The sequence below is a fragment of the Aeromicrobium phoceense genome (genome assembly GCF_013868155.1).
Classification (GTDB): domain Bacteria; phylum Actinomycetota; class Actinomycetes; order Propionibacteriales; family Nocardioidaceae; genus Aeromicrobium; species Aeromicrobium phoceense.
In genome coordinates, this window is sequence record NZ_JACEOG010000001.1 from 1,751,088 (window position 1) to 1,776,230 (window position 25,143).

22 protein-coding genes, 2 tRNA genes and 1 pseudogene are annotated in these 25,143 nt (G+C 69.1%); 16 read left to right on the plus strand and 9 right to left on the minus strand.

Going from position 1 to position 25,143, the window contains the following annotated elements; translation table 11 throughout:
• Positions 1–3 precede the first annotated feature (3 nt).
• Complete coding sequence (locus H1W00_RS08490) at positions 4–981, minus strand: glutathione S-transferase C-terminal domain-containing protein (protein WP_181755308.1); 978 nt, start codon at positions 979–981, stop codon at positions 4–6.
• 190 nt (positions 982–1,171) lie between these two features.
• Here H1W00_RS08490 and leuA point away from each other — a divergent pair, with 190 nt between their 5' ends.
• Genes leuA through H1W00_RS08505 form a run of 3 tightly spaced genes read left to right on the plus strand, consistent with a single transcriptional unit; the run spans position 1,172 to position 4,902 of the window.
• A complete protein-coding gene (leuA, locus tag H1W00_RS08495) occupies positions 1,172–2,905 on the plus strand; it encodes a 2-isopropylmalate synthase (protein WP_241732832.1) in 1,734 nt (577 codons plus the stop codon).
• 45 nt (positions 2,906–2,950) lie between these two features.
• The gene (locus tag H1W00_RS08500) at positions 2,951–3,601 is read left to right on the plus strand and encodes a GntR family transcriptional regulator (RefSeq protein ID WP_181755309.1); all 651 of its coding nucleotides are present in this window, start codon (positions 2,951–2,953) and stop codon (positions 3,599–3,601) included.
• Complete coding sequence (locus H1W00_RS08505; RefSeq protein WP_181755310.1) at positions 3,598–4,902, plus strand: ankyrin repeat domain-containing protein; 1,305 nt, start codon at positions 3,598–3,600, stop codon at positions 4,900–4,902. Before H1W00_RS08500 ends, H1W00_RS08505 begins: the two co-directional genes overlap by 4 nt.
• 107 nt (positions 4,903–5,009) lie before the next feature.
• Here H1W00_RS08505 and H1W00_RS08510 read toward each other — a convergent pair whose 3' ends face one another.
• Positions 5,010–5,897, minus strand: coding sequence for a LysR family transcriptional regulator (locus tag H1W00_RS08510; RefSeq protein ID WP_181755311.1), 888 nt, complete (start codon positions 5,895–5,897; stop codon positions 5,010–5,012).
• A gap of 71 nt (positions 5,898–5,968) precedes the next feature.
• Between H1W00_RS08510 and H1W00_RS08515 the strand changes: the two genes are divergently transcribed.
• Together H1W00_RS08515 and amaB are read left to right on the plus strand one after the other, a co-directional pair.
• On the plus strand, positions 5,969–7,051 hold the full coding sequence (locus H1W00_RS08515) for a saccharopine dehydrogenase C-terminal domain-containing protein (protein WP_181755312.1): 1,083 nt from the start codon (positions 5,969–5,971) through the stop codon (positions 7,049–7,051).
• Positions 7,048–8,550, plus strand: coding sequence for an L-piperidine-6-carboxylate dehydrogenase (amaB, locus tag H1W00_RS08520; RefSeq protein WP_181755313.1), 1,503 nt, complete (start codon positions 7,048–7,050; stop codon positions 8,548–8,550). Before H1W00_RS08515 ends, amaB begins: the two co-directional genes overlap by 4 nt.
• A gap of 4 nt (positions 8,551–8,554) precedes the next feature.
• Here the strand turns inward: amaB and H1W00_RS16830 are convergent, their stop codons facing one another.
• The gene (locus H1W00_RS16830) at positions 8,555–8,896 is read right to left on the minus strand and encodes a pyridoxal-phosphate dependent enzyme (protein ID WP_181755314.1); all 342 of its coding nucleotides are present in this window, start codon (positions 8,894–8,896) and stop codon (positions 8,555–8,557) included.
• Between the two features lie 67 nt (positions 8,897–8,963).
• Positions 8,964–9,488: pseudogene (locus tag H1W00_RS17170) on the minus strand (pyridoxal-phosphate dependent enzyme); the annotation flags it as partial.
• 53 nt (positions 9,489–9,541) lie between these two features.
• Here H1W00_RS17170 and recO point away from each other — a divergent pair.
• The 3 genes from recO (at position 9,542) to H1W00_RS08545 (ending at position 11,987) form a co-directional block, all read left to right on the plus strand.
• Positions 9,542–10,270: a DNA repair protein RecO gene (gene recO, locus H1W00_RS08535; protein ID WP_181755315.1), complete on the plus strand. Its 729-nt coding sequence runs from the start codon at positions 9,542–9,544 to the stop codon at positions 10,268–10,270.
• On the plus strand, positions 10,270–11,025 hold the full coding sequence (locus H1W00_RS08540) for an isoprenyl transferase (protein ID WP_181755316.1): 756 nt from the start codon (positions 10,270–10,272) through the stop codon (positions 11,023–11,025). The genes recO and H1W00_RS08540 overlap by 1 nt, the downstream gene beginning before the upstream one ends.
• A gap of 92 nt (positions 11,026–11,117) precedes the next feature.
• Complete coding sequence (locus H1W00_RS08545) at positions 11,118–11,987, plus strand: NAD(P)/FAD-dependent oxidoreductase (RefSeq protein ID WP_181755317.1); 870 nt, start codon at positions 11,118–11,120, stop codon at positions 11,985–11,987.
• Between the two features lie 6 nt (positions 11,988–11,993).
• Here the strand turns inward: H1W00_RS08545 and H1W00_RS08550 are convergent, their stop codons facing one another.
• The gene (locus H1W00_RS08550) at positions 11,994–12,419 is read right to left on the minus strand and encodes a MerR family transcriptional regulator (RefSeq protein WP_181755318.1); all 426 of its coding nucleotides are present in this window, start codon (positions 12,417–12,419) and stop codon (positions 11,994–11,996) included.
• 54 nt (positions 12,420–12,473) lie between these two features.
• On the opposite strand from H1W00_RS08550, the gene H1W00_RS08555 reads away from it, so the two are divergent.
• From H1W00_RS08555 to H1W00_RS08575, 5 genes are all read left to right on the plus strand, one after another.
• Positions 12,474–13,340: an NAD(P)/FAD-dependent oxidoreductase gene (locus H1W00_RS08555; RefSeq protein WP_181755319.1), complete on the plus strand. Its 867-nt coding sequence runs from the start codon at positions 12,474–12,476 to the stop codon at positions 13,338–13,340.
• A gap of 10 nt (positions 13,341–13,350) precedes the next feature.
• A complete protein-coding gene (locus H1W00_RS08560; protein ID WP_181755320.1) occupies positions 13,351–14,130 on the plus strand; it encodes a fumarylacetoacetate hydrolase family protein in 780 nt (259 codons plus the stop codon).
• Positions 14,123–15,592 carry a glutamate--tRNA ligase gene (gene gltX / locus H1W00_RS08565; RefSeq protein ID WP_181755321.1) on the plus strand — a complete coding sequence of 490 codons (1,470 nt, stop codon included), beginning with the start codon at positions 14,123–14,125 and terminating at the stop codon, positions 15,590–15,592. The genes H1W00_RS08560 and gltX overlap by 8 nt, the downstream gene beginning before the upstream one ends.
• A 97-nt stretch (positions 15,593–15,689) precedes the next feature.
• Positions 15,690–15,761, plus strand: a tRNA-Gln gene (locus H1W00_RS08570).
• 42 nt (positions 15,762–15,803) lie between these two features.
• Positions 15,804–15,879 (plus strand) — tRNA-Glu (locus H1W00_RS08575).
• A 537-nt stretch (positions 15,880–16,416) separates the two neighbouring features.
• Here H1W00_RS08575 and H1W00_RS08580 read toward each other — a convergent pair.
• The 3 genes from H1W00_RS08580 to H1W00_RS08590 all read right to left on the minus strand — a co-directional run bounded on the left by H1W00_RS08580 (position 16,417) and on the right by H1W00_RS08590 (position 18,334).
• Positions 16,417–16,734: a hypothetical protein gene (locus tag H1W00_RS08580; RefSeq protein ID WP_181755322.1), complete on the minus strand. Its 318-nt coding sequence runs from the start codon at positions 16,732–16,734 to the stop codon at positions 16,417–16,419.
• A gap of 123 nt (positions 16,735–16,857) precedes the next feature.
• Positions 16,858–18,051 carry a tyrosine-type recombinase/integrase gene (locus H1W00_RS08585; protein ID WP_181755323.1) on the minus strand — a complete coding sequence of 398 codons (1,194 nt, stop codon included), beginning with the start codon at positions 18,049–18,051 and terminating at the stop codon, positions 16,858–16,860.
• A 43-nt stretch (positions 18,052–18,094) separates the two neighbouring features.
• Positions 18,095–18,334 carry a helix-turn-helix transcriptional regulator gene (locus H1W00_RS08590; protein ID WP_181755324.1) on the minus strand — a complete coding sequence of 80 codons (240 nt, stop codon included), beginning with the start codon at positions 18,332–18,334 and terminating at the stop codon, positions 18,095–18,097.
• Between the two features lie 382 nt (positions 18,335–18,716).
• On the opposite strand from H1W00_RS08590, the gene H1W00_RS08595 reads away from it, so the two are divergent.
• Both H1W00_RS08595 and H1W00_RS08600 read left to right on the plus strand, forming a co-directional pair.
• Positions 18,717–18,983: a type II toxin-antitoxin system Phd/YefM family antitoxin gene (locus H1W00_RS08595; RefSeq protein WP_181755325.1), complete on the plus strand. Its 267-nt coding sequence runs from the start codon at positions 18,717–18,719 to the stop codon at positions 18,981–18,983.
• Complete coding sequence (locus H1W00_RS08600; protein ID WP_181755326.1) at positions 18,980–19,255, plus strand: type II toxin-antitoxin system RelE family toxin; 276 nt, start codon at positions 18,980–18,982, stop codon at positions 19,253–19,255. Before H1W00_RS08595 ends, H1W00_RS08600 begins: the two co-directional genes overlap by 4 nt.
• Positions 19,256–19,284: 29 nt before the next feature.
• Here H1W00_RS08600 and mobF read toward each other — a convergent pair whose 3' ends face one another.
• Positions 19,285–21,900: a MobF family relaxase gene (gene mobF, locus H1W00_RS08605; protein ID WP_194956463.1), complete on the minus strand. Its 2,616-nt coding sequence runs from the start codon at positions 21,898–21,900 to the stop codon at positions 19,285–19,287.
• A 523-nt stretch (positions 21,901–22,423) separates the two neighbouring features.
• Here mobF and H1W00_RS08610 point away from each other — a divergent pair.
• Complete coding sequence (locus H1W00_RS08610) at positions 22,424–24,418, plus strand: hypothetical protein (protein WP_181755328.1); 1,995 nt, start codon at positions 22,424–22,426, stop codon at positions 24,416–24,418.
• Positions 24,419–25,143 lie beyond the last annotated feature (725 nt).

Consider the following 25,143-nt stretch of genomic DNA (forward strand, 5'->3'; position numbering starts at 1 on the left):
GGCTCAGCCCCAGACGGAGGTGTCCGGCCCCTTCGGCACGATCTGCGTGGGGTTGATGTCCGTCTGCACCACGTAGTAGTGCTGCTTGATCTGCTCGAAGTCGGTGTTGCCGCCGAACGCGGGGTGCGCGTAGAGGTCGCGCGCGTACCGCCACAGGTTCGGCATCTCCGTGAGCTGGTTCCGGTTGCACTTGAAGTGACCGTGGTAGACCGCGTCGAACCGCGCCAGCGTCGTGAACAGGCGCACGTCGGCCTCGGTGATCGACTCGCCCATGAGGTAGCGGCGGTCCTTCAGGCGGTCCTCCAGCCAGTCCATCGTGGCCCACAGCCGGTCGTAGGCCGCCTCGTACGCCTCCTGCGAGCCGGCGAAGCCGCAGCGGTAGACGCCGTTGTTCACCTCGGTGAACACCCGCTGCATGACCTCCTCCATCTCGTCGCGGACGTCGGCGGGCCACAGGTCGGGCGCGTCGGGGGAGTGGTGGTCGCGCCACTCGAAGAACAGGTCGTGCGTGATCCACGGGAAGTCGTTCGTGACGACCTGGCCCGAGGCGATCTCGACGATCGCGGGCACCGTGATGCCGCGTGGGTAGTCGGGGTAGCGGGCGAAGTACGCCTGCTGGAGACGCTCGATGCCCAGGACCGGGTCGACGCCCCCGGGGTCGAGGTCGAAGGTCCAGCTCCGGGAATCGTGGGTGGGCCCGGGCAGCCCGGCGCTGAGGACGTCCTGCAGGCCGAGCAGGTCGCGCACGATCAGCGCGCGCGTCGCCCACGGGCACGCCTTGGCCGCGACCAGGCGGTAGCGGCCCGGCTCGACGGGCCACGTCGGCGCGTCCTCCACCGGCGGCTTCCCGGCGCCGGCGCGGTCGTCCAGCGGCGCTCCGCCGGTGCGCGTGATGCGGTCGGGGATGTAGTTCATGTCGCGGTCGAAGGCAGCTCCGGCCTTGACGTACGAACCGGTCGTGGCGTGCGCGTCGTCGGGCATGCTCCGACCCTAGCCACCGATCGCGAGGATCGCCCCCGCCAGCCGGTGATACGCTGGTCCCATCATGCGGATCGCGAACCTCCTCCTTCGCCGCCGCGTCGAGGTCCTCTGAAGGTCGGACCCCTCGGCGCGGAGTCAGTCATGACCGGCCGCTGAACCGCTCTCCGAGCCATCCGAGGAAGACCTCCACATGAACAGCAACCCCGTCTCGCCCCAGCAGTCGTCGCCGATGCCGTTCGGCCGCTACCAGCCCTTCGCCCCGATCGACCTGCCCGACCGCAGGTGGCCGAGCCAGCAGGTCACGCAGGCTCCGCGGTGGCTCTCCACCGACCTGCGCGACGGCAACCAGGCGCTGATCGACCCGATGACCCCCGCCCGCAAGCGCCGCATGTTCGACCTGCTCGTGCGCATGGGCTACAAGGAGATCGAGGTCGGCTTCCCGTCGGCCAGCCAGACCGACTTCGACTTCGTCCGCTCCCTGATCGAGGGCGATGCGGTGCCCGAGGACGTCACGATCTCGGTGCTGACCCAGGCCCGCGAGGACCTGATCGAGCGCACCGTCGAGTCGCTGGTCGGCGCGCCGCGCGCGAACGTCCACCTGTACAACGCCGTGGCGCCGCTGTTCCGCCGCGTGGTCTTCAACGTCGACCGCGACGAGTGCCGCGCGATCGCCACCCGCGGCACCGAGATGGTGATGAAGTACGCCGAGCAGCTGCTGGGCGACACCGCGTTCGGCTACCAGTACAGCCCCGAGATCTTCACCGGCGCCGAGCTGGAGTTCAGCCTCGAGGTCTCCGAGGCGGTCATGGACGTGTGGCAGCCCGAGGGCGACCGCGAGATCATCCTGAACCTGCCCGCGACGGTCGAGATGGCCACGCCGAACACGTACGCGGACCAGATCGAGTGGTTCAGCCGCCACATCAGCCGCCGCGACGCCGTGGCGATCTCGCTGCACCCGCACAACGACCGCGGCACCGCCGTCGCCGCCACCGAGCTGGCGATGATGGCCGGCGCCGACCGCGTCGAGGGCTGCCTGTTCGGTCACGGCGAGCGCACGGGCAACGTCGACCTGGTGACGCTGGGCATGAACCTGTTCAGCCAGGGCATCGATCCGCAGATCGACTTCTCCGACATCGACGAGGTGCGCCGCACCGTCGAGTACTGCACCAACCTGCCGGTCCACCCGCGCCACCCCTACGCGGGCGACCTGGTCTACACGGCCTTCAGCGGCTCCCACCAGGACGCCATCAAGAAGGGCCTGGAGGACCTCGACCGCATCGCGGCCGAGCGGGGCGTGCCGGTGTCCGAGCTGCCGTGGGAGGCGCCCTACCTGCCGATCGACCCGCACGACGTCGGCCGCACGTACGAGGCCGTCATTCGCGTCAACAGCCAGTCCGGCAAGGGCGGCGTCGCGTACATCATGAAGACCGAGCACCAGCTCGACCTGCCGCGCCGCCTGCAGATCGAGTTCAGCCGGGCCATCCAGTCGATGAGCGAGGGCGAGGCCGGCGAGATTCAACCCGACCAGATCTGGGGCGCGTTCACGCGCGAGTACCTGGAGCGCGACGAGCCGTACGCGCTGAACAAGTTCAGCTCGGTCACCACCGAGGACGGCCGCGACGAGCAGGTCGTCGACCTCGTCGTCCGCGGCGAGGAGCGCTCGTTCAAGGGTGAGGGCAACGGTCCGGTCGCGGCGTTCGTCGACGGCATGCGTCAGGCCGGCGCCGACATCCGCGTCCTCGACTACAGCGAGCACGCGCTCAGCTCCGGCGGCGACGCGAAGGCCGCGGCCTACGTCGAGTGCGAGATCGCCGGTGAGGTCGTGTGGGGCGTCGGCATCCACGAGAACATCGTCACCGCGTCGCTGCGGGCCGTGGTCTGCGCCGCCAACCGCGCCGAGGCCACCACCATCCCCTCGCACTGAGGCTCGACCGCCGGACGACGGGGGCCGTTGGTATACCGTTTTGGTATGCCAACGGCCCCCGCTCCGTACCGCCCTTTGCGTGACGACGTCCGCGACCGGATTCGCGACCTCATCGTCGACGGGGCCTACGCCCCGGGCAGTCGCCTCGTCGAGCGCACGATCGCGGCGGACCTCGGGGTGTCGCGGATCCCCGTCCGGGAGGCGCTCCAGGCGCTGGTCCTCGAGGGCTTCGCGGTCGACCGCGACACCCGCGGCATCGCCGTGCGCACCTACGACGCCCGCGAGATCGCCGAGCTGGCCGGGGTGGGAGCCGCGCTGGAGCGAGTCCTGGTCGGGCACGTCGTCGACGGCGTCACCGTCGAGGGCCTGGCGCCGCTGAGGACTGTCCTCGACGAGGCGCGGGTCGCGATCGAGCGCGGCGACGTCGAGGCCGCCGTGGCGGCGAACAGCCGCTTCCACGACGTCCTGGCATCGCTCGGGGAGGGAACGATGGCCCACGAGGTGCTCGCGATCGTGTCGCAGCGGCGACGCTGGCTGCTGGCGCAGCACTCCGATCCGGCGCCCATCCACGCCGAGCACGTCGAGCTGTACGAGGCGATCGCCGGCGGTGACCGCGCCCGCGCGCAGCAGATCACCGAGGACCACGTGCGGACCACGATCGAGAACGCCCTGCGCGCGGAAGGCTCACCGTCATGAGGGCGCGACGGGTGCCGCTGGTGGTGGTCGCCGCGTCCGTGGCGCTCCTGCTCGTCGGCTGCGAGTCGACCGACCGGTCCCAGCCCGACCGGTCCGCCGCCAGCACGTCGCCGAGCACCGCGGCGCCGAGCACCACCCCGCCCAGCTCCACGCCCACCCCGACGAAGGAGAACCCCTTCATGGACCTCGACCAGGCCGAGCTCGACGCCCGGCTCATCGCCGCGGCGTGGGACAACGACGTGGCGACCGCCCGACGCCTCGTCGCCGCCGGAGCGGACGTCAACGCCAAGGACGACACCGTCCAGAGCGCGTACCTCATCGCGACGAGCGAGGGCCACCGCGCGCTGCTGGACCTGACGCTGCGTCATGGTGCCGATGTGAAGAGCCTCGACTCGTTCGACGGCACCGGACTGATCCGCGCGAGCGAGCGGGGGCACGCGGGCATCGTCGGGCGCCTGATCCGCGAGGGCGTCGACCCCGATCACGTCAACAATCTCGGCTGGGTGGGACTCCACGAGGCGCTCGTCTTCGCCAGGCCCGAGCGCGCCGGAGCGTACGCGGACACCGTGCGGGTCCTCGTCGCGAGCGGCGCCGACGTGCGGATCGCGTCGCGGAGGGACGGCCTGACGCCGGTCCAGCTCGCCGAGCGGGGCGGCCTCGAGTCGCAGGCGCGGCTCCTGCGGGCGGCGGCGCGGGCCCAGGAGGTCGGCCGCGACGTCGCCGACCGTCGCCTCCTCGCGGCGGCTCGGGAGGGTGACGCAAACGCGGCTGCGCTCGCACTGCGCGCCGGCGCCGACCTCGAGGCGCGCAACGAGCTGAGGCAGACGCCGCTGCTGCTGGCGGCCACCCACGACCACGTGGCCGTCGCCCGGCTGCTGGTGGCGCTGGGCGCCGACCCCGACGCCCTTGACCACCAGCACGACACGCCCTGGCTGGTGACGGGCGTGACCGGCAGCGTCGCGATGCTCGAGGCGCTGCTACCGGCCCGGCCCGACCTGACGATCAAGAACCGGTACGGGGGCCTGTCGCCGATCCCCGCGGGCGAGCGCGGCCATGCCGACTACATCCGCCGTGTCGTGAAGACGGACGTCGACCTGGATCACGTGAACGACCTCGGCTGGACCGCGCTCCTCGAGGCCGTCATCCTCGGCGACGGCTCGCGGCCCTACCTCGACATCGTCACGACGCTGGTCGAGGCGGGGGTCGACGTCGGCATCGAGGACAGGAACGGGCGCACCGCGCTGGACCACGCGAGGGCTCAGGGGTACACCGGCATCGTCCGCGCGCTGGAGAAGGCCTGACCCGTCACCCGACTTTTGTGACACCTTTCGGCTCGGGCCGTCGCCCCGGGCCGAACGGCGTCACAAAAGTGGCGGGAGGCGTCACGAAAGTCGGTTGAGGTAGCGGGTCAGGCCGACTGCAGGGCCTCGGTGACGGCCCTGAGCAGCGGTCGGTTGCGCTCGCCCGAGCGCACGGCGGCGCGGATCTCGCGCCCCAGCCGTACCCCGGCCGGGATCGCGGTGTGCAGGCCCGGCCGGTCGACGTCGATCGCCAGCTGGGGCAGCAGCGTGACCCCCTGCCCGGCCGCGACGGCGCGCGAGAGGAGCTGCAGGTCGTCGGTCTCCCAGCGCACCTGCGGCTCGAAACCGGCCTGGCGGCAGGCGTAGCGCACCGACTGACCGCACGCAGCCTCCGGTGGCGGCATCACCCACGGTGCGTCAGCGAGGTCCGAGAGGGTGGTGCCCTCCGGGAACGGCTCACGCCCGATCAGCACGAGCGGCTCGCGGTGCACGGTGGTCGCCGAGACCCGGGGCGGGATGGGCATCGGCGCGTGCTCGTAGACGTCGACCAGGGCGAGGTCGATGCGCCCCTCGTGCAGGGCGGCGAGGCTCGAGTGCGGCTCGGCCACCGTGACGATGGCGTCGATGTCGGGGTGCAGGCGCCGCAGGTGCGTGAGCGCCGGCAGCACGAGGGCCTGGGCCGCCGAGGCGATGGTCCCGATCCGGACCCGCCCGACGAGGTGGTCGTCGAACCCGTCGATGTCGCCACGGGTCGCCTCGAGCAGCCGGACGAGGCCGCGCCCGCGCTCGGCCAGGACCTCGCCCGCGGCGGTCAGCGCGACACCGCGGGGGAGCCGCTCCAGCAGCGGGACGCCGCACTCGCGCTCCAGCGTGGTGATCTGCTGCGAGACCGCGGAGGCGGTGATGCCGTTGGCGCGCGCGGCACCGGCGATCGACCCGTGGTGGGCCACGTCCACGAGCAGGCGCAGCCGGTTCGGATCGGGCAGGTCGCGCATGGTCGGCTCCTCGGGAGTCGTTAGGAGAACTTACGCTGGACAGTCTGCCGCATCAGGCAGACGATGGGGTGGTGAGGATCGAGAGCGTCGCCGTGTTCGGACTCGGCAAGGTCGGAGAGCTCGTCGCGCACCTGCTGGGTCGCGCCGAGTTCAAGGTGGTGGGATTCGACTCGCGCGAGCGCGAGGTGCCGAACCTGCAGACCCGCGTGATGGACGTCGCGGACGCGAGTGCGCTGCGCGAGGCCCTGCGCGAGGTGGACGCCGTCGTGTCGTGCCTGCCGTACCACCTCAACATCGCCGTGGCCGAGGCCGCGCACGACACCGGGGTGCACTACTTCGACCTCACCGAGGACGTGCCCACCACCAACCGCGTCATCGAGCTGTCCAAGGACCGCCCCGACAGCGCCTTCGTGCCGCAGTGCGGCCTGGCGCCGGGCCTGATCGGCATCGTCGGCGCCAGCCTGGCTGCCTCGTTCGACTCGATCCGCAGCATCGAGCTGAAGGTCGGCGCGCTGCCGCAGAACCCCACGGGCCTGCTCGGCTACGCGTTCAACTGGTCGGCCGAGGGCGTCGTCAACGAGTACCTCAACGACTGCGAGGTGCTGCGCTCGGGCGAGCGCCGCTTCGTGCCCGCGATGACCGAGAAGGAGCGCGTGGTGATCGGCGGCATCGAGCTCGAGGCCGCGCTGACCTCCGGCGGTCTCGGCACGATGTGCCAGAGCTACGAGGGACGCGTGCAGCGCCTCGACTACAAGACGATGCGCTACCCCGGGCACTTCCGCCAAATGCACTTCCTCTTCGAGGAGCTGAACCTGCGCGACGAGCGCGAGCTGGTCGGCCGGATCCTCGTCGACGCGAAGCCGCCGGTGAACGACGACGTCGTCTACCTGCATGCCGCGGTCGAGGGCATTCACACCGGTCAGCCGTTCCGCCGCAACCACGTGCGCGCCTACCGGCCGCTCGACATCGACGGACAGACGTGGCGCGCCATCAGCTGGACGACTGCCGCCAGTGCGGTCGCCGTCGTCGAGCTCGTCGCCGCCGGGAAGCTCCCGTCCCAGGGCTTCGTCCGCCAGGAGGACATCTCCCTGGACGACCTGCTCGCCACCCGCTCCGGCAGCCTCTTCGACACCCACGGAAAGATCGACGCATGACCATCGCAGCACACGTCACGAGCATCTTCGAGCGGATCGGGGCGCCCGTCGGGTTCGACGCCGAGGGCGACATCGTCTGCCGCACGCCGATCGACGGCTCCGAGCTGGGCCGCCTCCAGGCCGACACCGCCGCCTCGGTGGGCGAGAAGGTCGGCCTGGCCCACGCCGCGTTCGAGCAGTGGCGCACCGTGCCGGCTCCCGCCCGCGGCGCCTTCGTGCGCGAGCTGGGCAACCTGCTGCGCGAGCACAAGGACGACCTCGGCGCGCTCGTCACCATCGAGGCCGGGAAGATCCTGTCCGAGGGTCAGGGCGAGGTCCAGGAGATGATCGACATCTGCGACCTGGCCGTGGGCCTGTCGCGCCAGCTGCACGGCCTGACGATCGCCAGCGAGCGACCGGGCCACCGGATGATGGAGCAGTGGCACCCGCTGGGCGTCGTCGGCGTCATCAGCGCCTTCAACTTCCCGGTCGCGGTGTGGTCGTGGAACGCGGCGCTCGCCTTCGTGTGCGGCGACAGCGTCGTGTGGAAGCCGTCGGAGAAGACCGTGCTGACGGCCCTGGCCTGCCGCGCGATAGCGGACGAGGCCGCGCGTCGCGCCGGCGCCCCGGAGGGCCTGCTCCAGATCGTCGTGGGTGCCCGCGAGGTCGGCGAGGCCCTCGTCGACGACCCGCGCGTGCCGCTCGTCTCGGCCACCGGCTCCACCCGGATGGGCAAGCAGGTCGCGCCCCGCGTGGCCGCCCGCCTCGGTCGCACCCTGCTCGAGCTCGGCGGCAACAATGCCGCGATCATCGCACCCACCGCCGACCTCGACCTCGCGGTGCGCGGCATCGTGTTCTCCGCCGTCGGCACCGCCGGCCAGCGCTGCACCTCGCTGCGTCGCGTCATCGTGCACGAGTCGGTCAAGGACGAGCTGGTCCAGCGACTCGTCGCGGCCTACGAGACCCTGCCGATCGGCTCGCCGCTGGACTCCGGCACGCTCGTCGGCCCGCTGGTCGACGGCTCTGCCGCGGCCGGCTTCGAGAAGGCGCTCGACCAGGTCCGCTCCGACGGCGGCACCGTGCTCACCGGTGGCACGCGGGCCGAGGGCGTCGAGGGCGGCCACTACGTGCACCCCGCGATCGTCGACATGCCCGAGCAGACCGAGATCGTCCGCACCGAGACGTTCGCCCCGCTGCTCTACGTGCTGACCTACCGCGACCTCGACGAGGCCATCGCGCTGCACAACGCCGTCGACCAGGGCCTCTCGAGCGCGATCTTCACGATGGACGTCCGCGAGGCCGAGCTGTTCGTCTCGGCGACGGGATCGGACTGCGGCATCGCCAACGTCAACATCGGCACCTCGGGCGCCGAGATCGGCGGCGCGTTCGGCGGCGAGAAGGACACCGGCGGCGGCCGCGAGTCCGGCTCGGACGCGTGGCGGAACTACATGCGCCGCACGACGAACACGATCAACTACTCCACCGAGCTGCCGCTGGCGCAGGGCGTCGACTTCGGCTGAGTCCTCAGACCAGGTCGTTGCGGTAGGCGAACAGGGACGGCCCGCCGCCGGTGTGCATGAACACGGTGCGGCGGCGCAGCTCCGGATCGCTCGGGATCGCCGCGTAGGCCTTGGCCGTGTAGACGGGGTCCAGGGCGATCCCGGTGGTCGTGGCGAGGCGGCGGATCTGCCGCAGTCCGGCCTCCGACGGAATGCCGTAGCCGTCGCCGAACTGCGAGTCGTCGAGCACCCAGCGGTCGTCGTCGGGCACGGGCACGCCGAGCTCGTCGCACGTCTGCGTCAGCAGGTCGCGCAGCGCGGCCTCGGTCTGCTCGCGCGAGTGGTAGACGCACACGCCGCGCACCACGGTGTCCAGCTCGGCCCGCGGCCAGGCCGATCACCAGGCCCGCCATCGTGCCGCACGTGGACGCGGCGACCACGACCTCGTGCGGGTCGAACTCCAGCTGGCCGTAGAGCTCGAGGGCGGAGTCCACGTGGCCGAGCGTGCCGATGCGGTCCGATCCGCCCGGCAGCACCACGGCGAGGTCGTCACCGTGCTCGGCCATCAATTCGAGTGCCAGGGCGCTCGCGGCCTCGTCGTCTGGCACGACGTGGCGCGTGGCTCCGTACAGCTCGGTGAGGAAGGCGTTGCCCGACGCGGTGTAGTCGTCGTCGGCGCGCGGCACCGCCTGCACGGCGACGGCCTCGAGCCGCAGGCCGAGCCGGGCGCACGCCGCGGCGGTGGCGCGCACGTGGTTCGACTGCAAGGCACCGAACGTGACGACGCGGCTCTGTCCGCGCGCGATCGCCGCGCCCAGCAGGAACTCGAGCTTGCGCACCTTGTTGCCACCGAATCCGAAGCCGCTGAGGTCCTCCCGCTTCATCCACAGTCCGTCGACGTCGTGCAGGGGAGTGGGCCACACGCCGAGGTGGGCGCGCGGGCGATCGCTCAGGTCCATGGATCCGAGCGTGCCACACCGGCTACCGACCGCGACTGGGGCAGAATGGAGCGGTGGGCACCTATCGCGACTCCGGTGTCGTCCTGCGCACCCAGAAGCTGGGCGAGGCCGACCGCATCGTCACGATGCTCACCCGCGGTCGCGGAGTCGTGAGGGCCGTGGGTCGCGGGGTGCGCAAGACCTCCAGCCGCTTCGGTGGCCGCCTCGAGCCCTTCATGCACGTCGACGTGCAGTTCGCCGAGGGCCGCTCGCTCGACGTCATCGCCCAGGTCGTCACGATCGACCCGTTCGCCTCGCACCTGGGTGCCGACTACGCCGCCTACACTGCGGGCACGGCGATGCTGGAGACCGCCGAACGCCTCGTCGCCGACACCGCCGAGCCCTCCGTGCCGCAGTACCACCTGCTCGTCGGGGCGCTTCGCGCGTTGACCGAGCACCGCCAGCCGCCCGACGTCCTGCTCGACTCGTTCCAGCTGCGGTCGCTCGCGATCGCGGGCTACGCGCCCTCGTTCGACGGCTGCGCGCGCTGCGGCCTCGAGGGTCCGCACCGGCACTTCCACGCGGGCTCCGGCGGGATGCTGTGCGACGCGTGCCGCGTGCCCGGCTCGTCGGTCCCCTCGGCCACCACGGTCGCGCTGCTGGCCGCCCTGCTGGTGGGCGACTGGACGGCGGTCGGGCTGGCCGACGACCGCTCGCGCCGCGAGGCCGGCGGCATGGTCGCCAACTACCTGTCCTGGCACCTCGAGCGCGGTCTGCGCTCCCTGGCTCACGTGGACCGCTGATGCACCGGAATCCCACCCCGCACCCCTCGGGTGCCACCGCCCCGCGCCTCGCCCCCGGCCAGGTGCCGCAGCACGTCGCGATCGTGATGGACGGTAACGGCCGCTGGGCGCAGGAGCGCGGGCTGCCGCGCACCGAGGGCCACAAGGCCGGCGAGGCCGCGCTGTTCGACGTGGTCGAGGGCGCCATCGAGGTCGGCGTGAAGGCCGTCAGCGCCTACGCGTTCAGCACCGAGAACTGGAAGCGGTCGCCCGAGGAGGTCAAGTTCCTCATGGGCTTCAACCGCGACGTGATCCGCCGACGCCGCGACGAGATGCACGAACTGGGCGTCCGTGTGCGCTGGGCCGGGCGTCGCCCCCGGCTGTGGCGCAGCGTCATCCGCGAGCTCGAGGAGGCCGAGGAGCTGACGAAGCACAACACCGTCTGCACCCTCACGATGTGCGTCAACTACGGCGGTCGCGCCGAGATCGCCGACGCCGCCGCCGCGCTCGCCCGCGACGTGAAGGCGGGGCGCCTCAACCCCGAGAAGATCACCGAGGCCACCTTCGCGCGCTACCTCGACGAGCCGTGGATGCCCGACGTCGACCTGTTCTGGCGCACCTCCGGCGAGCAGCGCACGAGCAACTTCCTGCCGTGGCAGGCCGCCTACGCCGAGCTCGTGTTCAGCGACATCGCCTGGCCCGACGTCGACCGCCGGGCCCTGTGGGCCGCGGTCGAGGAGTACGCCACGCGCCAGCGCCGCTACGGCTCCGCCTGACCCTCCCTCGCCGCCTCATCTCGGGCCATCACGAGGCGTGTCGTTGCTCCGGTCCCTGGGTACCTCTGGGTGCGACACGGGGAAGGAGACGGATGTACGACGCGCTGGTGATCGGCGGTGGGCCTGCGGGCCTGCAGGCGGCGCTCACGCTCGGGCGGATGCACCGCAGCGTGGTGCTCGTCGACTCGGGCCGGTACCGCAACGGCAGTGCCGCGCACGCGCACAACTTCCTCACCCACGACGGCCGCGACCCGGACGAGCTCCGGCGGATCGCGCGGGACGAGCTCGCCCGGTACGCCACCGTCGAGACGCGTGACGCCACGGTGCGGCGCGTCCGAGAGGCCGAGGAGGGCTTCGTCGCCGACCTCGACGAGGGCACGATCGAGGCGCGGACCGTCGTCCTCGCCACCGGGATGAGCGACGAGCTGCCCGACGTGCCGGGCCTCCACGACGCCTGGGGCGACGAGGTCATGAACTGCCCCTTCTGCCACGGGCACGAGTTCGAGGGCCGGCCGGTCGGCGTGCTCGGGAACGGGCCGCAGGTCGGCGAGATCGAGGGGATGCTCGCGCCGGTCGCCTCCGAGGTCGTCACCTTCCGCCGCGAGGAGCTGGCGAAGGTGGAGCGCGACCAGGACGGACTGCTCGCCCACCGGGTCGAGGGCGAGCCCGTCCGTGTGGCGGGGCTGTTCCTGCACCCCCACACCGCCCAGGCCGCCCCGTTCGCCGAGCAGCTCGGGCTCGACCTGCTCCCGTCGGGCTGCGTGCGGATCGACGCGCTCGGGCGCACAAGCCGGCCCGGGGTGTTCGCCGCGGGCGACCTCGCCCATGTCGAGGAGCTGCCCGTCCCGATGCCGTCCCTCCTCGGAGCGGCCGCGGCAGGTCTGGCAGCCGGCGCGAGCGCGGTGCGTCATCTCGCCAATCCCGAGGCCGAGCTGCGCGCCCATCCCTTCGTGGAGCGCTGAGCCGGCTCAGGCGGTGGCGGGGCCGTCGAGCGACCACGGGGTCGTGCCGGCCAGCACGTCGGAGATGAAGCCTTGGAAACGCGGGCACTGCGTGATGTCGTGCGAGCGGCAGCGCAGGGCGTGCTCGGTCATCTCGCGCGACCGCTCCATCTCCCGCATCCGCCGGTCGAGGTCGGCGATGTGCGACTCGAGCACCTCGTGCCGTGACGGGGCCTCCTCGTCGAGCAGCACCGCGATCTGCTCGAGCGACATCCCGGCCGCCTTGCTGCGCAGGATGACGGCGATGCGTACGAGGTCGTCGTCGCCGTAGCGACGGCGGTCGGCGCTGTCGCGGGCCGGCCGCAGCAGGCCCACGTCCTCCCAGTGCCGCAGCACGTGGGTCTCCATCCCGAACCGCGCGGCGACATCCCCGATCGACTGACTTGACTTCATGTTGACCTGAAGTCGCACGCTCGTCTCGTTATTCCATTTCGAGAGAGGCACACCATGTACGACGCACTCGTGATCGGCGGCGGCCCGGCGGGCCTGCAGGCCGCACTGACCCTCGGCCGCATGCACCGCACGGTCGCCCTGGTCGACTCGGGCCGCTACCGCAACGGCACGGTCGAGCACGCCCACAACTTCCTGACCCACGACGGGCGCGCGCCTGAGGAGCTCCGTCGCCTCGCCCGCGAGGACCTCGCCGAGTACGACACGGTCGAGCTGCGCGAGACGACCGTCCAGAGCGTGCGCGAGGAGGGCGACGGCTTCGTCGCCGAGACCGACGGCGGCCCGATCGAGGCACGCACGGTCGTCCTCGCGACCGGCCTGAGGGACGACCTGGCCGACATCCCCGGCCTGGAGGAGACGTGGGGCAAGGAGGTCGCGGCCTGCCCCTTCTGCCATGGTCACGAGCTCGCCGGGCGGGTCATCGGCCTCGTCGGGGACGGCCCTCACGTCCCGATGATGACCCAGATGCTCAGCCCGATCGGCTCGGAGGTGGTGCACTTCGGTGACGGAGAGGTCACCAAGGTCGAGCGGACCGGCGACGGCGTCCTCGTCCACCGTGCCGCCGCGGACCCGGTCGCCGTGGCCGGCCTGTTCCTGCACCCGAGCTTCGCCCAGTCGGCGCCGTTCGCGGAGCAGCTCGGCCTCGAGATGCTGCCGTCGGGCTGCGTGCGGATCGACGTGCTCGGCCAGACCAGCCGTCCGCGCGTGTTCGCGGCGGGGGACCTGGCGCACGTCGAGCAGCTGCCCATGCCGATGGCCTCGGTGCTGCTCGCCGCGGCCGCCGGGCTGGTGGCCGGGTCGAGCGTCGTGCGGTTCCTCGCGGCCGAGGCGGTCGACTCCGCCGGACCGAGCGAGGCACCGTAGTCTGGAGCCCATGCGCGTGGCCCGATTCGCCGGCGACGACGACCCCCGTTACGGGGTCGTCGGTGCCGATGGCGACACCCCCATCATCGCTCCCCTCAAGGGAGACCCCCTCTACGCTCCGCTGGAGCTGACCGGCGAGAAGCTGGCGCTCGAGGACGTTCGCCTGCTGGCGCCGGTCATCCCGCGCAGCAAGGTGGTGTGCGTCGGCAAGAACTACGTCGCGCACGCCGCCGAGATGGGCGGTGACGTGCCCGAGGAGCCGCTGATCTTCCTCAAGCCAAACACCTCGGTGATCGGCCCCGGCGAGCCGATCTTCTACCCGAAGCAGTCGCAGAACGTGCACTTCGAGGGCGAGCTCGCGATCGTCATCGGGCGGATCTGCCGCAACCTGACGGCGGAGGACGCCCCGAAGGTGATCTACGGCTACACGGTCGCGAACGACGTCACGGCGCGCGACCTGCAGGCCAAGGACGGCCAGTGGGCCCGCGCGAAGGGCTTCGACACGTTCTGCCCGCTCGGGCCGTGGATCGAGACCGACTTCGACCCCTCCGACGTCCGTGTGCGCACGACGCTCAACGGCGAGACCAAGCAGGACGGCCGCACGTCGGACATGGTCTTCGACGTGACGACGATCCTGCAGTACGTGACCAGCTTCATGACCCTCCTGCCCGGCGACGTCGTCCTGACCGGCACGCCCGACGGCGTCGGCCCCATGCAGGCCGGCGACCACGTGGCCGTGACGATCGACGGCCTGGGCACCCTGACGAACCCGGTGGTGGCAGATGACTGAGACACGTTGGACGACCGCGACCGGCAGCGACGTGGTCGCCCGGTTCTGCCCGTCCCCGACCGGCAACCCGCACGTGGGGATGGCGCGCACCGCGCTGTTCAGCTGGGCGTTCGCCCGCCACCACGGCGGTCGCTTCGTGTTCCGCATCGAGGACACCGACGCCAGCCGTGACTCGCAGGAGTCCTACGACCTGCTGCTCGACGTCATGCGGTGGCTCGGCCTGGACTGGGACGAGGGTGTCGAGGTCGGCGGCCCGAACGGCCCCTACCGCCAGAGTCAGCGCATGGACGTCTACGCCGACGTCGCGCAGCGCCTGATGGACGCGGGCTTCGCCTACAAGGCCTACGACACCGCCGAGGAGCTGGAGGAGCGCCGCAACGCCGCGCGCGCCGCCGGCCGCCCGAGCGGCTACGACGGCCTGCACCGCGACCTCACGCCCGAGCAGCAGGCCGCCTACGAGGCCGAGGGCCGCCAGGCGGTCATCCGCTTCAAGATGCCCGAGCGCGACTGGACCTTCGACGACCTCGTCCGCGGGGAGATCACCTTCGGCGCCGAGAACGTGCAGGACTTCGTCATCGTCCGCGCGAACGGCCAGCCGCTGTACACGCTGACCAACCCCGTCGACGACGCGCTCATGGGGATCACCCACGTGCTGCGCGGCGAGGACATCCTGTCGTCCACGCCCCGCCAGATGGCCCTGTACGAGGCGTTCGCCGAGATCGGCGTGGGCTCGGGCTTCACCCCGCGCTTCGGCCACCTGCCGTACGTCATGGGCTCGGGCAACAAGAAGCTGTCCAAGCGCGATCCTGAGTCGAACCTGCTCGGCTACCGCGACCAGGGCTTCCTGCCCGAGGGACTGCTGAACTACCTCGCGCTGCTGGGCTGGTCGATCGCCGAGGACCGCGACATCTTCTCCCTCGAGGAGATGGTGGCCGCGTTCGAGGTGGAGCGGGTCAACCCGAACCCCGCGCGCTTCGACCTGAAGAAGTGCGAGGCGATCAACGGCGACCACGTGCGCCTGCTGTCGCCCGAGGAGTTCGTGCAGCGGCTGCTGCCGTACCTGCCCGAGGGTGTCGACGCCGAGCTCGTCGCGCAGGCCGCGCCGCTCGTGCAGGAGCGCAGCAACCTGCTGACCGAGGCCGCCGAGATGCTCGCGTTCCTGTTCGCGGGCGCGGAGTTCGCCGTCGACCCCGACGACGCCGCCAAGCAGCTCAACGAGGACGGGCTCGAGGTCGCCAAGGCCGCCCGCGAGGCGCTCGCCGGGCTGGGGGAGTGGACCACCGAGTCCATCGAGGCGGCCCTGCGCCAGGCCCTGGTCGAGGAGCGCGGCCTCAAGCCGCGTCTCGCGTTCGGCCCGGTGCGCGTCGCCGTGACCGGACGGCGCATCTCCCCGCCGCTGTTCGAGTCCATGGAACTGCTGGGACGCGAGGCTTCTCTGGCCCGTCTGGACGCGGTGCTCTGAGGACTCGGCCTCCCCGGTTTGGGCAGTCGGGGAGGTGTCCGGTAAAGTCATCTCTTGGTTCGGAGCGCTGCCGCGAGGCAGGGATCCGATACCCCCATGGGGTATGGTGTAATTGGCAACACAGCGGTTTCTGGTACCGCCATTCTAGGTTCGAGTCCTAGTACCCCAGCGAGGACGCACTGGAGTCGATCTGGTAGCGTTTCTCATCGCTGGCCCCGTTGTGTAGCGGCCTAGCACGTCGCCCTCTCAAGGCGGTAGCGCGGGTTCGAATCCCGTCGGGGCTACCAGCAAGAACGGCCCGTGATTCCAGGGTTTACCTGGAAGCACGGGCCGTTTCTCATTCCCGCGCCGAAGTGCTGGGGCCACACTGGGGCCACATCGTTCGATACGTTTCCCATGCTGGCCCGCGTTCTCTGGGCCCGACAGACAACTGAGGGGCGTGCTGTGGGTTTTCTCCGAAGGCTGGGGGGCCGGATCCGAATGACCTGCGGAGCGTTCATCTACGGGGTCGTAGTGAGTGCCATGATCCGCGATCTCTTGCAGGCTCTTGGATTCTGCCTCGCCGCTGTCAGCTGGGCCATCTACGTGCCCCTTGGGTCGTGCATGCGACTTCTCGGCCGGAGCGGTCACGTCTACTCAGTTGCCGCGTTCGTCTCGTTCTCGAACATGTTCATAGAGGCATTGCTGTCGCATACACTCTTACGTTCTTGGCTCAAGGGAAACGTTGAACCTTGGCCATGGCAACCCAGCGCGCGTCGGTGACGGCTTCGGGTACGCGGTCTGAGATCGGTTCGCGGTACTCGAAGAGTCACCTTGGGAGTTGTTCAACCCATCGGGCCAAAGACCAGGGCACCGAAGATGACGAACGGGGCGACGATGAGAGTCAGACCTGTGAGTCCGAGCGTCACCCGCTGCGTGACAAGTGCGATCACGCGCGTCGCCTCCGGCTCCCTCGGGCAGGTTCGCTCTTGGCGCCTTCGGCCGACCCAGCTAGACAGCACGAGGGCGACAGGCGTTCCGGTTGCCAACAAAACGAAACCCCAGTCGACGTTCGTCGCAGTGGCGTCCGTGACACCTGTGCTCCACAGCCAAGCCAGCGCCGCGAGAAGAGCCAACTGGGAAATAGCAACGACCACGGTCACGATGGGACTTGCGGTCGTCAAACTCAATCGGTTGTTTCGAAAACCGCTCATGGGCTGAAAGTCTGCCGTGCAGGATGAAGCCGTCTAAGCACTTGACGGCAGATGTTCCCGTGTCGCGGGTGCTCAGCGGCGATCTTCGCTGCCAGGGGAGTTTGGTTCAGAGACACCGAGCTGAGCGGCGCTGGCGAGGCGATACCTGTTCGCCTCCCGTGCGGCGTCCATGGCGTCGCTGATCTCGTCGAGGCGGTCCTCGAAGAGGTGGCCGTAGGTGTCCATGGTCATGGTGGCGGAGGCGTGACCGAGCATCTGCTGGACGACCTTGACGTCGGCGCCGGCGGCGATGGCCAGGGACGCCGCGGTGTGGCGGAGCTCGTGGGGGTGAAGACCGGGCACGCCAATCGCTTGTGCGGCGGTCGCGAGCGCAGCGCTGAAGGTCGAGACGCGGAGGACTTCGCCTCCTCGGACGCCGGTGAAAACGAGTTGGTCTGAGGTCTTGCCGTGGACGTGTGCTTCGAGGTCGGCGAGCAGGAACCTCGGGATGGGCACTTCTCGGCGTTGGTGGGTTTTCGGGGTGCCCCAGACGAGCCCTTGGCCGGCGACAGGAGTGACGGACTCGATGATCACGGCACGGCGCCGTGCGAACTGGAGGCGTCCGACGCGCAGTGCAGCCATCTCTCCCCACCGCAGCCCGGTGTAGGCGAGGAACAGCACGATGAGCCGGTAGGTGTCCCTCTGGCGGTCGGCCAGCGGGACATGCTTGGACACGTCGGTGGGGTGAGCGATCGCATCGGCCAGCGCGTCGACCTGGGCGTGGGTGAGATAGCGGTGCTCGTGCTTGATCGGACGAGGCAGGTTGACGCCCTTGGCGACATTGCGGACCAAGCGCCCGTCTTTGACGGCCATGTCGAGCACGAGCGACAGGACGCGATGCATCTTGCGGACCGACGACGGGGAGTGTGACTTGGACACCGCGGTGATCCACGCCTGGACGTCGGCGTGGGTGACCTTGCCGAGTGGGACGTGTCCCCAGACCGGGTCGAGGTGCTTGCGTACGATGCCCTCGTAGCGGGCGTAGGTGGTGGGCTTGACGTGTGCTTGACCGTCGAGCCACTGGTGCGCCCACTCGCGGACGGTCGCCTTCGACAGCGCCGGGTCAATGAACGCGCCGGTGAGCTTGGCGGCCTCGACGGTCGTCAGGAAACGCTCGGCGTCGATCTTGCGGGTGAAGACCTTGCTGCGCTGCACACCGGCGGGAGTGCGGTAGCGGGCGCGGTAGCTGGTCTCGCCGTTGCGGATCCGCTTCTCGATGGTGGCCATGTGATCCTCCTGCCCTGACGGTGAGGTGACGTCGGCGAGGGATTCAAGGCAAGCGCGGGTGGTTGTGGATATCTCGGGCGCCGGCCTGAGCCTGTTGATGAAGCCAGGACATGACTTCGCTCTTCCAGTAGCGGACGCACCGGCCCACGCGGAACCCAGTGGGGCCTTGGCCGAGGTGGCGCCAGTAGCGTAGCGTCGCGACGGGTACCCGCACGACGGCGGCGACCTCGTCGATGCTCCACAGTTCGTCCCCGTCGTGCAGGTCGATCTCGTTGATGGTCATGGTTCTTCTCCTTCGGTTCGGACCGTGCTCTCGTATGGCCAACACGGGCTGGAGAGAGCCATCGGTGCTCTGCTGCGGCCAATCTCTCCCACCCGCATTCCGTCATCCATGAGTCAGCCGTACACCCGAAATCGCGGACAACCCCTGCGAACACCCCCGAACACCCGGTCCGGGAGAGGGGCGTCCGCACGGCGTTCGCGCAGGTCAGAGGCCGTCCGCAAAAAAGTTGAAGAAATCTGTCGAGCTCGCCACGCGAACACCCCCGAACACCCCCTGTTCGGGAATATCTTCGCCAGGCCCTTGTTTCGGCGTTCGTGTCGCCGTTCTGATCTGGCGATACCGCGATCTACGGAATGGCCAGAAGTTGGGCTACTATCGAGTCATGCGAACCGTACCGCTCAGTGAGGCCAAGGACCGACTTTCCGCCTTGGTTGACGAGGCCGACAGCACCCACGAGATCATCCGGATCACCAAGCATGGGCGCGAGGCGGCGGTGCTGATGTCAGCAGACGACTTGGAGTCTCTGCACGAGACGATCCATGCGCTGTCGACGCCCGGGCTCGTCGAGGATCTGAAGCAGGCTCAGCGCGACTACGAGGCCGGCGAGACCGTCGCCGGTGAGGACGTGCGCGCCCGGTTCGCTCGATGACCGATGAGCCGTGGCGGGTCGAGTTCTCGGCTGCCGCGGTGCGGACTCTGGATCGACTTCCGCACAAGATCGCCGTCGCCGTGGTGGAGTTCTGCACCGGAACCCTGCCCCAGGACCCGTACCGGATGACGAAGCCGCTGCGCTACGAGCTCGAAGGCTGGTCGGTCGCCCGACGCGGTGACTACCGCGTGACCTTGAGGATTCTGGACGACGACCACTGCCTGCTGATCGGCCGCATCGAGCACCGGTCGACCATCTACCGAGGCCCCTGACCGCCTGGGGCCTTGAGCCTCGGCGCTAGTCAGAGCCCAAGGTCGGGACCGGGCGGCCCTCCCGTCCCTGCGTACCGCCGCTGCTCGAGTGTTCGCTGGACTTCACGATCGCGTGTCTGGCGGTCGTGGGGGCGCGGGTGGTCGTACTTCGCGGCCTCGGCCGCCGCCTGCTTCGCCGCGTGGGCGGGACCGAGGTCGGCCTGCTCGCGTCCGAACATCTCGACCCACCGCTGCCGAGCCTGCGCGGGGTCGTCGGCGATGAGGTGGGAGACGTTGGCGTGCCGGCCGCGGGTCATCGCCACATAGGCGGCCATCGCGTTCGTGGAGTCCCCGACCGAGAAGTGTGCTGACGGAACGGTCATCCCTTGCGCGCCGTGGACGGTCGCCGCGTGGGCGAGCTCGACGAACTCGCTCACGTAGGACGCGGGCAGAGTGCGAGCGCCAGCGTCGCCGACGACCCGCAGACTCCCGTCACCACCAAGTGCGGTAACGGTCCACGCTTCGCGATTGGCCACCTTGAGGTCGCGGTCGTTGCGGCGGGTCGCGATCCGGCTGCCGACGAAAACCATCTCGCCTTGGACGCCGACGGCGAGACAACGGTTGTCGCCGCCGATCCGGTGGTTCGACACCAGGGCCCGGGTGATCTGCCAGTTCAAGGCGCTCACGCTCTGGCGGTCGTCGGCCATCACCAACGCCCCGCCTGCGGCCGCGTCAACCAACGCCTTGGTCCGGGCCTCCTCGTCGCTGTGCAGGCGGATCTGTCCCCGCGCAAGGAGTCGGTCGAAGACCGCTTCCGGGTCGGCGCCTGTCCGCATTGCCAAGGACAACTCGGCATAGGCCGGATCGGAGAACCGGTGAATGGTGTCCAACGTCAGCCGTGCGGTCGGATGGGCGTGCTCGATAGCCAGGTCGAGAACACCGCCGCGCCCCACGGCGGGCAACTGGTGTCGGTCACCCACGAACGCGATCCTTGCGCCTGCCTCGTCGGCCACCGCGAGCAGCGCGCGTGCGGTGTCCTGGTCGAGCATGCCGGCCTCGTCGACCAGCAACAGGTCACCTCGCAATAGGACCGCGTCCGCTCGCGGGGTGGCCGCGGTACGGGTCCACTGGCCGTCCTCGTCCCATCGGTGGCCGTGCTGATGGGCCAGCCAGGCGGCCGAGAACGCAGCCGCGCCGGTCTCCCTCGAGGCGACCCGGGCAGCCTTCAATGTCGGCGTCACCACCACCATTCGGTGCCCGCTCGACTCGGCGAGCTGCTTCGTCGCGGCCAGCGTCTTGGTCTTGCCCGACCCGGCCGCACCCTCGACCACCACCACCCGGTGGCTGCCGGCCAGACCCCGGACGATGCGGGCCTGTGCCGGGTCGAGCCACTCACCACCGCTGAAGTCCGTCGGTAGACCGACCGTCGTCGCGCGAGCGGCGAGGCTTGAGGTGATGGCGGCCTCGACGCGAAGCACTTCAGGCGAGGTGAGCGAGCGGACGTGGTCTGGGGTGCCGGTGTCGTCGATCAGTGGGACGCACGCCGCGACCACTCGGGCGGTCAGGTCCTCGGCCAACTCGCGCCGCACCGGGCCCGGGGTGACGATGTGCTCGCGGGCGAGGAGCTGCTCGACTTCGCCGCGCACATCGGCGGCGTTCCAGCCGGACCGCTTCGCACCCAGCCGCGACAGCACCGTCTCGATGACGCCATCCCGGTCGAGCTCGCCCGGACGCCTCAGGGCGAGTGGCGCCTCGGTCCGAGGCCGATAGCCAAGCCGGCACAATTCGCTGGCCCACTCATCGACCAGCACCGCCCCGTCGGTTGCGGTCGACTTGTCCGGCCGGGCCTGGGCCCACGCACGTGCGTCCCATGACCTGATCAATCGCCGTCCCGGCTCTTCGCCGGGGTGGGCGGCACGCCAGTCGGACTCGTAGCGGGCGATGTTCTGCCCGATCTGCCGTGCCCGTGCGGAGAAGGCCCCAGCGAACGGACGCAGTTCGACCACCTCACCAGCGTCGTCCAAGGTGAAGCCGTGCTGAGCAAGTGCAGTCCGGAAACCGGGATCGCACATGACCGTCGCGTGGCCGATTCCGTTGATCGCGTCGATCGAGTCGCGCACCCCGACCGTGTGCAGGCCACGCCACTTTTCCTCGGCGAACACTCGCGCGTTGATCTGCAAGTGGAGGTGACGGTGCGGGTCGCCCGCTCGAGAGGTGTAGTGCCGGACCATCGCCGCTTCGATCCGCTCGACCGGCACCTGCACCTGACGTCCCCGCGGGCCGACGCGGGTCGTGGCGTGCTCGGCCAGCCAGCCGATGATCTCGCCCGCCGCCCGACCCAACGCTGCGTCATACGCCTCTGCGACCTCGGGCGACAGTGCCGCCGCCAACGACCATGTCTTCGGACCATTTACAGCCACCTCGACGAACCGCACGGCGTTGGCGTCGTTGCGCAACCTGCCGCGCGGTTCGCCCGTGTCCGGGTTTTGGCCGGCCACCCACGCTTCGTAGGCGTCACCATTGAGGTCACCAGCCCGAATGATGCCGCCCGGCGTGGCCACGTAGCGCTCGGCCAGCCCAGTTCCCTCCGCGAGGTAATAGTCGTCCGCGCGCGAGTGGTCCGCCTCGACGTATCGGCGCGCTGCGGCTGCCGCGCCCCGATACATCTTCACGCCACCACGCACAGTCCATCACCGCCAACCATTCGCCCTTGGAACGCACTCCGGGCCGCCCCAAAAGGGGCGACCCGTGTACGTCCTTCGTAGCATGCGTGCCGCACGAAATGGAACGCTTGAAAGTGACCAGTTTCGTCTGGAAACGGCGGGAAAACCGCGTGCGTCAAACAGTCGACGACGGTCAACGGCAGCCAGCATGAAGCGCAGGGTCGCTACTCCGTGTACGTCGGTGTGTCGAACGAGCGCCGTCGACGACCGAAGTGTGCCCGGTGCGAGCGCAGTTCGCGTGGGTCGTCCCTGGGCAAACTCGTCCCGTTGGACGTCAACGAGACCATCCCGAGGTGCTGCCGGCTCCCGACATCCGCCGCGCCAAGCGCGGCACGCTCTAAGTCCCGGACCCGACGACAATAGACCGAAGCCAGGGCTTTGCGTTCTTGGTTCTATGTCGCTCGGTCCGGTGACCGGCGATCGATGCAAATCTGGACCGCTCTTTTTCGATCTCGCACTCACAGCGGTGTCACGGGTGGCAAACTGCGGTGACCCCGACGTCGAGTCGGGGATTGATTCGAGGGAGCTGCTCGTGCTGGTTCGTCGTCTTGTGGTCTGGTTGACCACGATCGGAGTTTTCGCTGGGCTTGCCGCCGCGGTGTCGACGTCGGCTCAAGCCGAGGAGACGACAGGTGCATTGGCCGGCGGCACGTTCGTCCCGGTGACGCCTACGCGGTTGTATGAGTGGGGCGGAATTGCGGCAAAGAAAGCAACGCCCGCGGCTCCGAAGACTGTCCAGGTAACCGGCGTCGCCGGGATCCCGACAACAGGGGTTTCTGCGGTGGTGTTGGACATCTCCGCGGTGTCGACGACGGGGATCACGAACGTGTACCTGCGTCGAACTGCTAACGAGTCGACTGGTTCGGTGTTGGCGGTTGGTGATGACGCGGGTGTTGGGACGAACACGGCGATCGTGCAGCCTTCGGCGGCTGGGACGGTCACGGTCGCGACGCGCGATCAGCCGGTCGGGTTCAATTTGGATGTGCAGGGCTACTTCACGACGGAGAACGCTGAGGGACAGGCGGGTGGCTTCGTACCGATCACTCCGACGCGGCTGGTGGGGACGCACACTGGCACCGGTCTGCCGCAGGCGAAGCTGAATTCGGGGGTCACGTACACGGCTCAGATTGCCGGGCTGGCTGATATTCCGGCTGATGCGACGGCGGTGTTCGCGAACGTGCGGGTGGTCAACACCAGTGTTGATGGTGCGGCGTGGATCCAGGCGGCGGGGTCGACGATGTCGGGCGGGGTGACCACGGTGAGCTACGAGGCGGGGGAATCCAACGACACCGGCATGACCATCAAGCTCGGCACTGGCGAGACGAACGCAGGCAAGATTGGGATCAAGCTCCGTGACGGGGTTGGGGACGTGATCATCGATGTGCAGGGCTACTTCACCGGTGCTGGTGAGTCCGGGGGCGGGTTCACTCCGGTCGTGCAGACTCACATCTACGACTCGCGGCCGTCCTATGGCGGGGATGGGATCATCGAGCCCGGCGAGGAACGGGAGGTCCAGATCGCGGGCCTCGGGGGAGTCCCCGAAGACGGTACCGCCGGCTCGGTCGCCTTGACCGTGACCGCGTTGGATTGGACCGCTCAGGGATCACTGTCGGTCTACAACGCCGACCTCGAGAACTCCAACGGCACGTCGAACGTTTCTTGGTACGGCACCTTTACCGGAGAGCCGGAGTACTCCACCAGCATCGTCGAACTCTCTATCGATGGCACCGTGATGCTGAGAAACAACACCACCGGCAACGTCCACGTCATCCTCACTGCCCAAGGCTGGTTCTTGGCTCCAGACCTCTACGAGCCGACCGACTCAGATGACGAGATCGAGCCGTCGGCAGCTGTCCCTCTCGTTGTTCCGCCCTCGGACTCGCAAGAAGACTACGTGATAACGACGACGGACGAGCTTGGCAACGAGGTCACCTTCGAGCCCCAGTTGGAGGATGACTTCACAGGCTTTGCTACGCCACAGTCTGTGGGAGGTGGATTCTGGGATGCGGTTTGCGGATCTGACTCGAGCACAGCGAATAAGTACAAGATTGTCCGAAAATACAAGCGATCCAACGCTCACTCGCGTATGCAAGGGAAGTACGCGAAGATGTACTGCGGTAAACGGACCTCGACTCCGGATGAAAGCAAATTTGGGATCCGGCACATTCGAGATAAGCACAAGTACGAGTTCGACCAATGGGCGGAGATGGAGCTCGATGGCCGCAATTGGGGTAACTGGATGCACTGGGCCATTGGATGGACGCTAAAGGCTCCGGACGTCCGGACAGTGCAAAGTAGTAAGCGGTACTGCTATCAGCATCGATTCTCCTTCAAGGCTCCGAACGGTACCGTCACTAAGCAGGATATCGTCGTCATTCTTGGACAGACCGGGGTCAGGATCATGACATCTTTCCCGCCAAAGGATCGTGACTATTGTGTCGGGCGCGGTGAGGAGTTCTGAGTAAGGGAGCATCGATGGACCGCAGGCCTACTATCCGATTCTTTTGGGATTTCAGCGTTCGTGTACCGCTGTGGATGGACGACGGCCTGGTCGGTCAAGAACCTGCGTGGCTACGCAACCATCTGGGACTGAGTGACGAGCTCATAGCCGATCTCTCTGATTGGGGTTCAGTCATGTGCGACGCCGATGAAAACGAGGATAATGACCTCCCGCCTGACATGGAGGCTCGAGCAGATCGGCTCGTGTCTCGGCTGCGGTCAGAGATCGGTGACCGATATCTGATTGTCCGCCTCGAGGATTAGCGAACCGTCCGCCACCGGCGATGTTGATCCCGTCCGGTTCGGCATTGTCGACTGACGCATTCGTTGCACCTGGGAGGCGTGTGTCACGCGTGTGCGCGCGAGTTTCCGGACGTGGACTGAGTCTTGGTGACGAGAATGCTGGCGCTAGGAGCTCGATCCGGGGCGTCTAGTTCGGAGTCCTCGCTCCTTCAGCAATGCGCGCACAGCCCAATCAGAGATGCCGAAATCGGCGGCCACGGTCTTCATGCCCATGCCGGACAGGTAGGGATGGACGATGAGGTCGAGCGTGACGGGATCGAATCGGTGGACGAGGCGCTGCGATCGGCGTCTCGGTCGCAGCGCCTCGACTCGGGTCTGCTTGCTGGCTTCGACGGCGCTGAGCCCACGTCGCGGTGAGGTGAGCCTGTTTCGAGTAAGTTCTCA

Excerpts from the sequence above, each read along its gene's own strand:
- H1W00_RS08490 (WP_181755308.1), bottom strand. The coding sequence starts at position 981 with ATGCCCGACGACGCGCACGCCACGACCGGTTCGTACGTCAAGGCCGGA.
- leuA (WP_241732832.1), top strand. The coding sequence starts at position 1,172 with ATGAACAGCAACCCCGTCTCGCCCCAGCAGTCGTCGCCGATGCCGTTC.
- H1W00_RS08500 (WP_181755309.1), top strand. The coding sequence starts at position 2,951 with ATGCCAACGGCCCCCGCTCCGTACCGCCCTTTGCGTGACGACGTCCGC.
- H1W00_RS08505 (WP_181755310.1), top strand. The coding sequence starts at position 3,598 with ATGAGGGCGCGACGGGTGCCGCTGGTGGTGGTCGCCGCGTCCGTGGCG.
- H1W00_RS08510 (WP_181755311.1), bottom strand. The coding sequence starts at position 5,897 with ATGCGCGACCTGCCCGATCCGAACCGGCTGCGCCTGCTCGTGGACGTG.
- amaB (WP_181755313.1), top strand. The coding sequence starts at position 7,048 with ATGACCATCGCAGCACACGTCACGAGCATCTTCGAGCGGATCGGGGCG.
- H1W00_RS08540 (WP_181755316.1), top strand. The coding sequence starts at position 10,270 with ATGCACCGGAATCCCACCCCGCACCCCTCGGGTGCCACCGCCCCGCGC.
- H1W00_RS08545 (WP_181755317.1), top strand. The coding sequence starts at position 11,118 with ATGTACGACGCGCTGGTGATCGGCGGTGGGCCTGCGGGCCTGCAGGCG.
- H1W00_RS08550 (WP_181755318.1), bottom strand. The coding sequence starts at position 12,419 with ATGAAGTCAAGTCAGTCGATCGGGGATGTCGCCGCGCGGTTCGGGATG.
- H1W00_RS08555 (WP_181755319.1), top strand. The coding sequence starts at position 12,474 with ATGTACGACGCACTCGTGATCGGCGGCGGCCCGGCGGGCCTGCAGGCC.
- H1W00_RS08560 (WP_181755320.1), top strand. The coding sequence starts at position 13,351 with ATGCGCGTGGCCCGATTCGCCGGCGACGACGACCCCCGTTACGGGGTC.
- gltX (WP_181755321.1), top strand. The coding sequence starts at position 14,123 with ATGACTGAGACACGTTGGACGACCGCGACCGGCAGCGACGTGGTCGCC.
- H1W00_RS08585 (WP_181755323.1), bottom strand. The coding sequence starts at position 18,051 with ATGGCCACCATCGAGAAGCGGATCCGCAACGGCGAGACCAGCTACCGC.
- H1W00_RS08590 (WP_181755324.1), bottom strand. The coding sequence starts at position 18,334 with ATGACCATCAACGAGATCGACCTGCACGACGGGGACGAACTGTGGAGC.
- H1W00_RS08595 (WP_181755325.1), top strand. The coding sequence starts at position 18,717 with ATGCGAACCGTACCGCTCAGTGAGGCCAAGGACCGACTTTCCGCCTTG.
- H1W00_RS08600 (WP_181755326.1), top strand. The coding sequence starts at position 18,980 with ATGACCGATGAGCCGTGGCGGGTCGAGTTCTCGGCTGCCGCGGTGCGG.
- mobF (WP_194956463.1), bottom strand. The coding sequence starts at position 21,900 with ATGTATCGGGGCGCGGCAGCCGCAGCGCGCCGATACGTCGAGGCGGAC.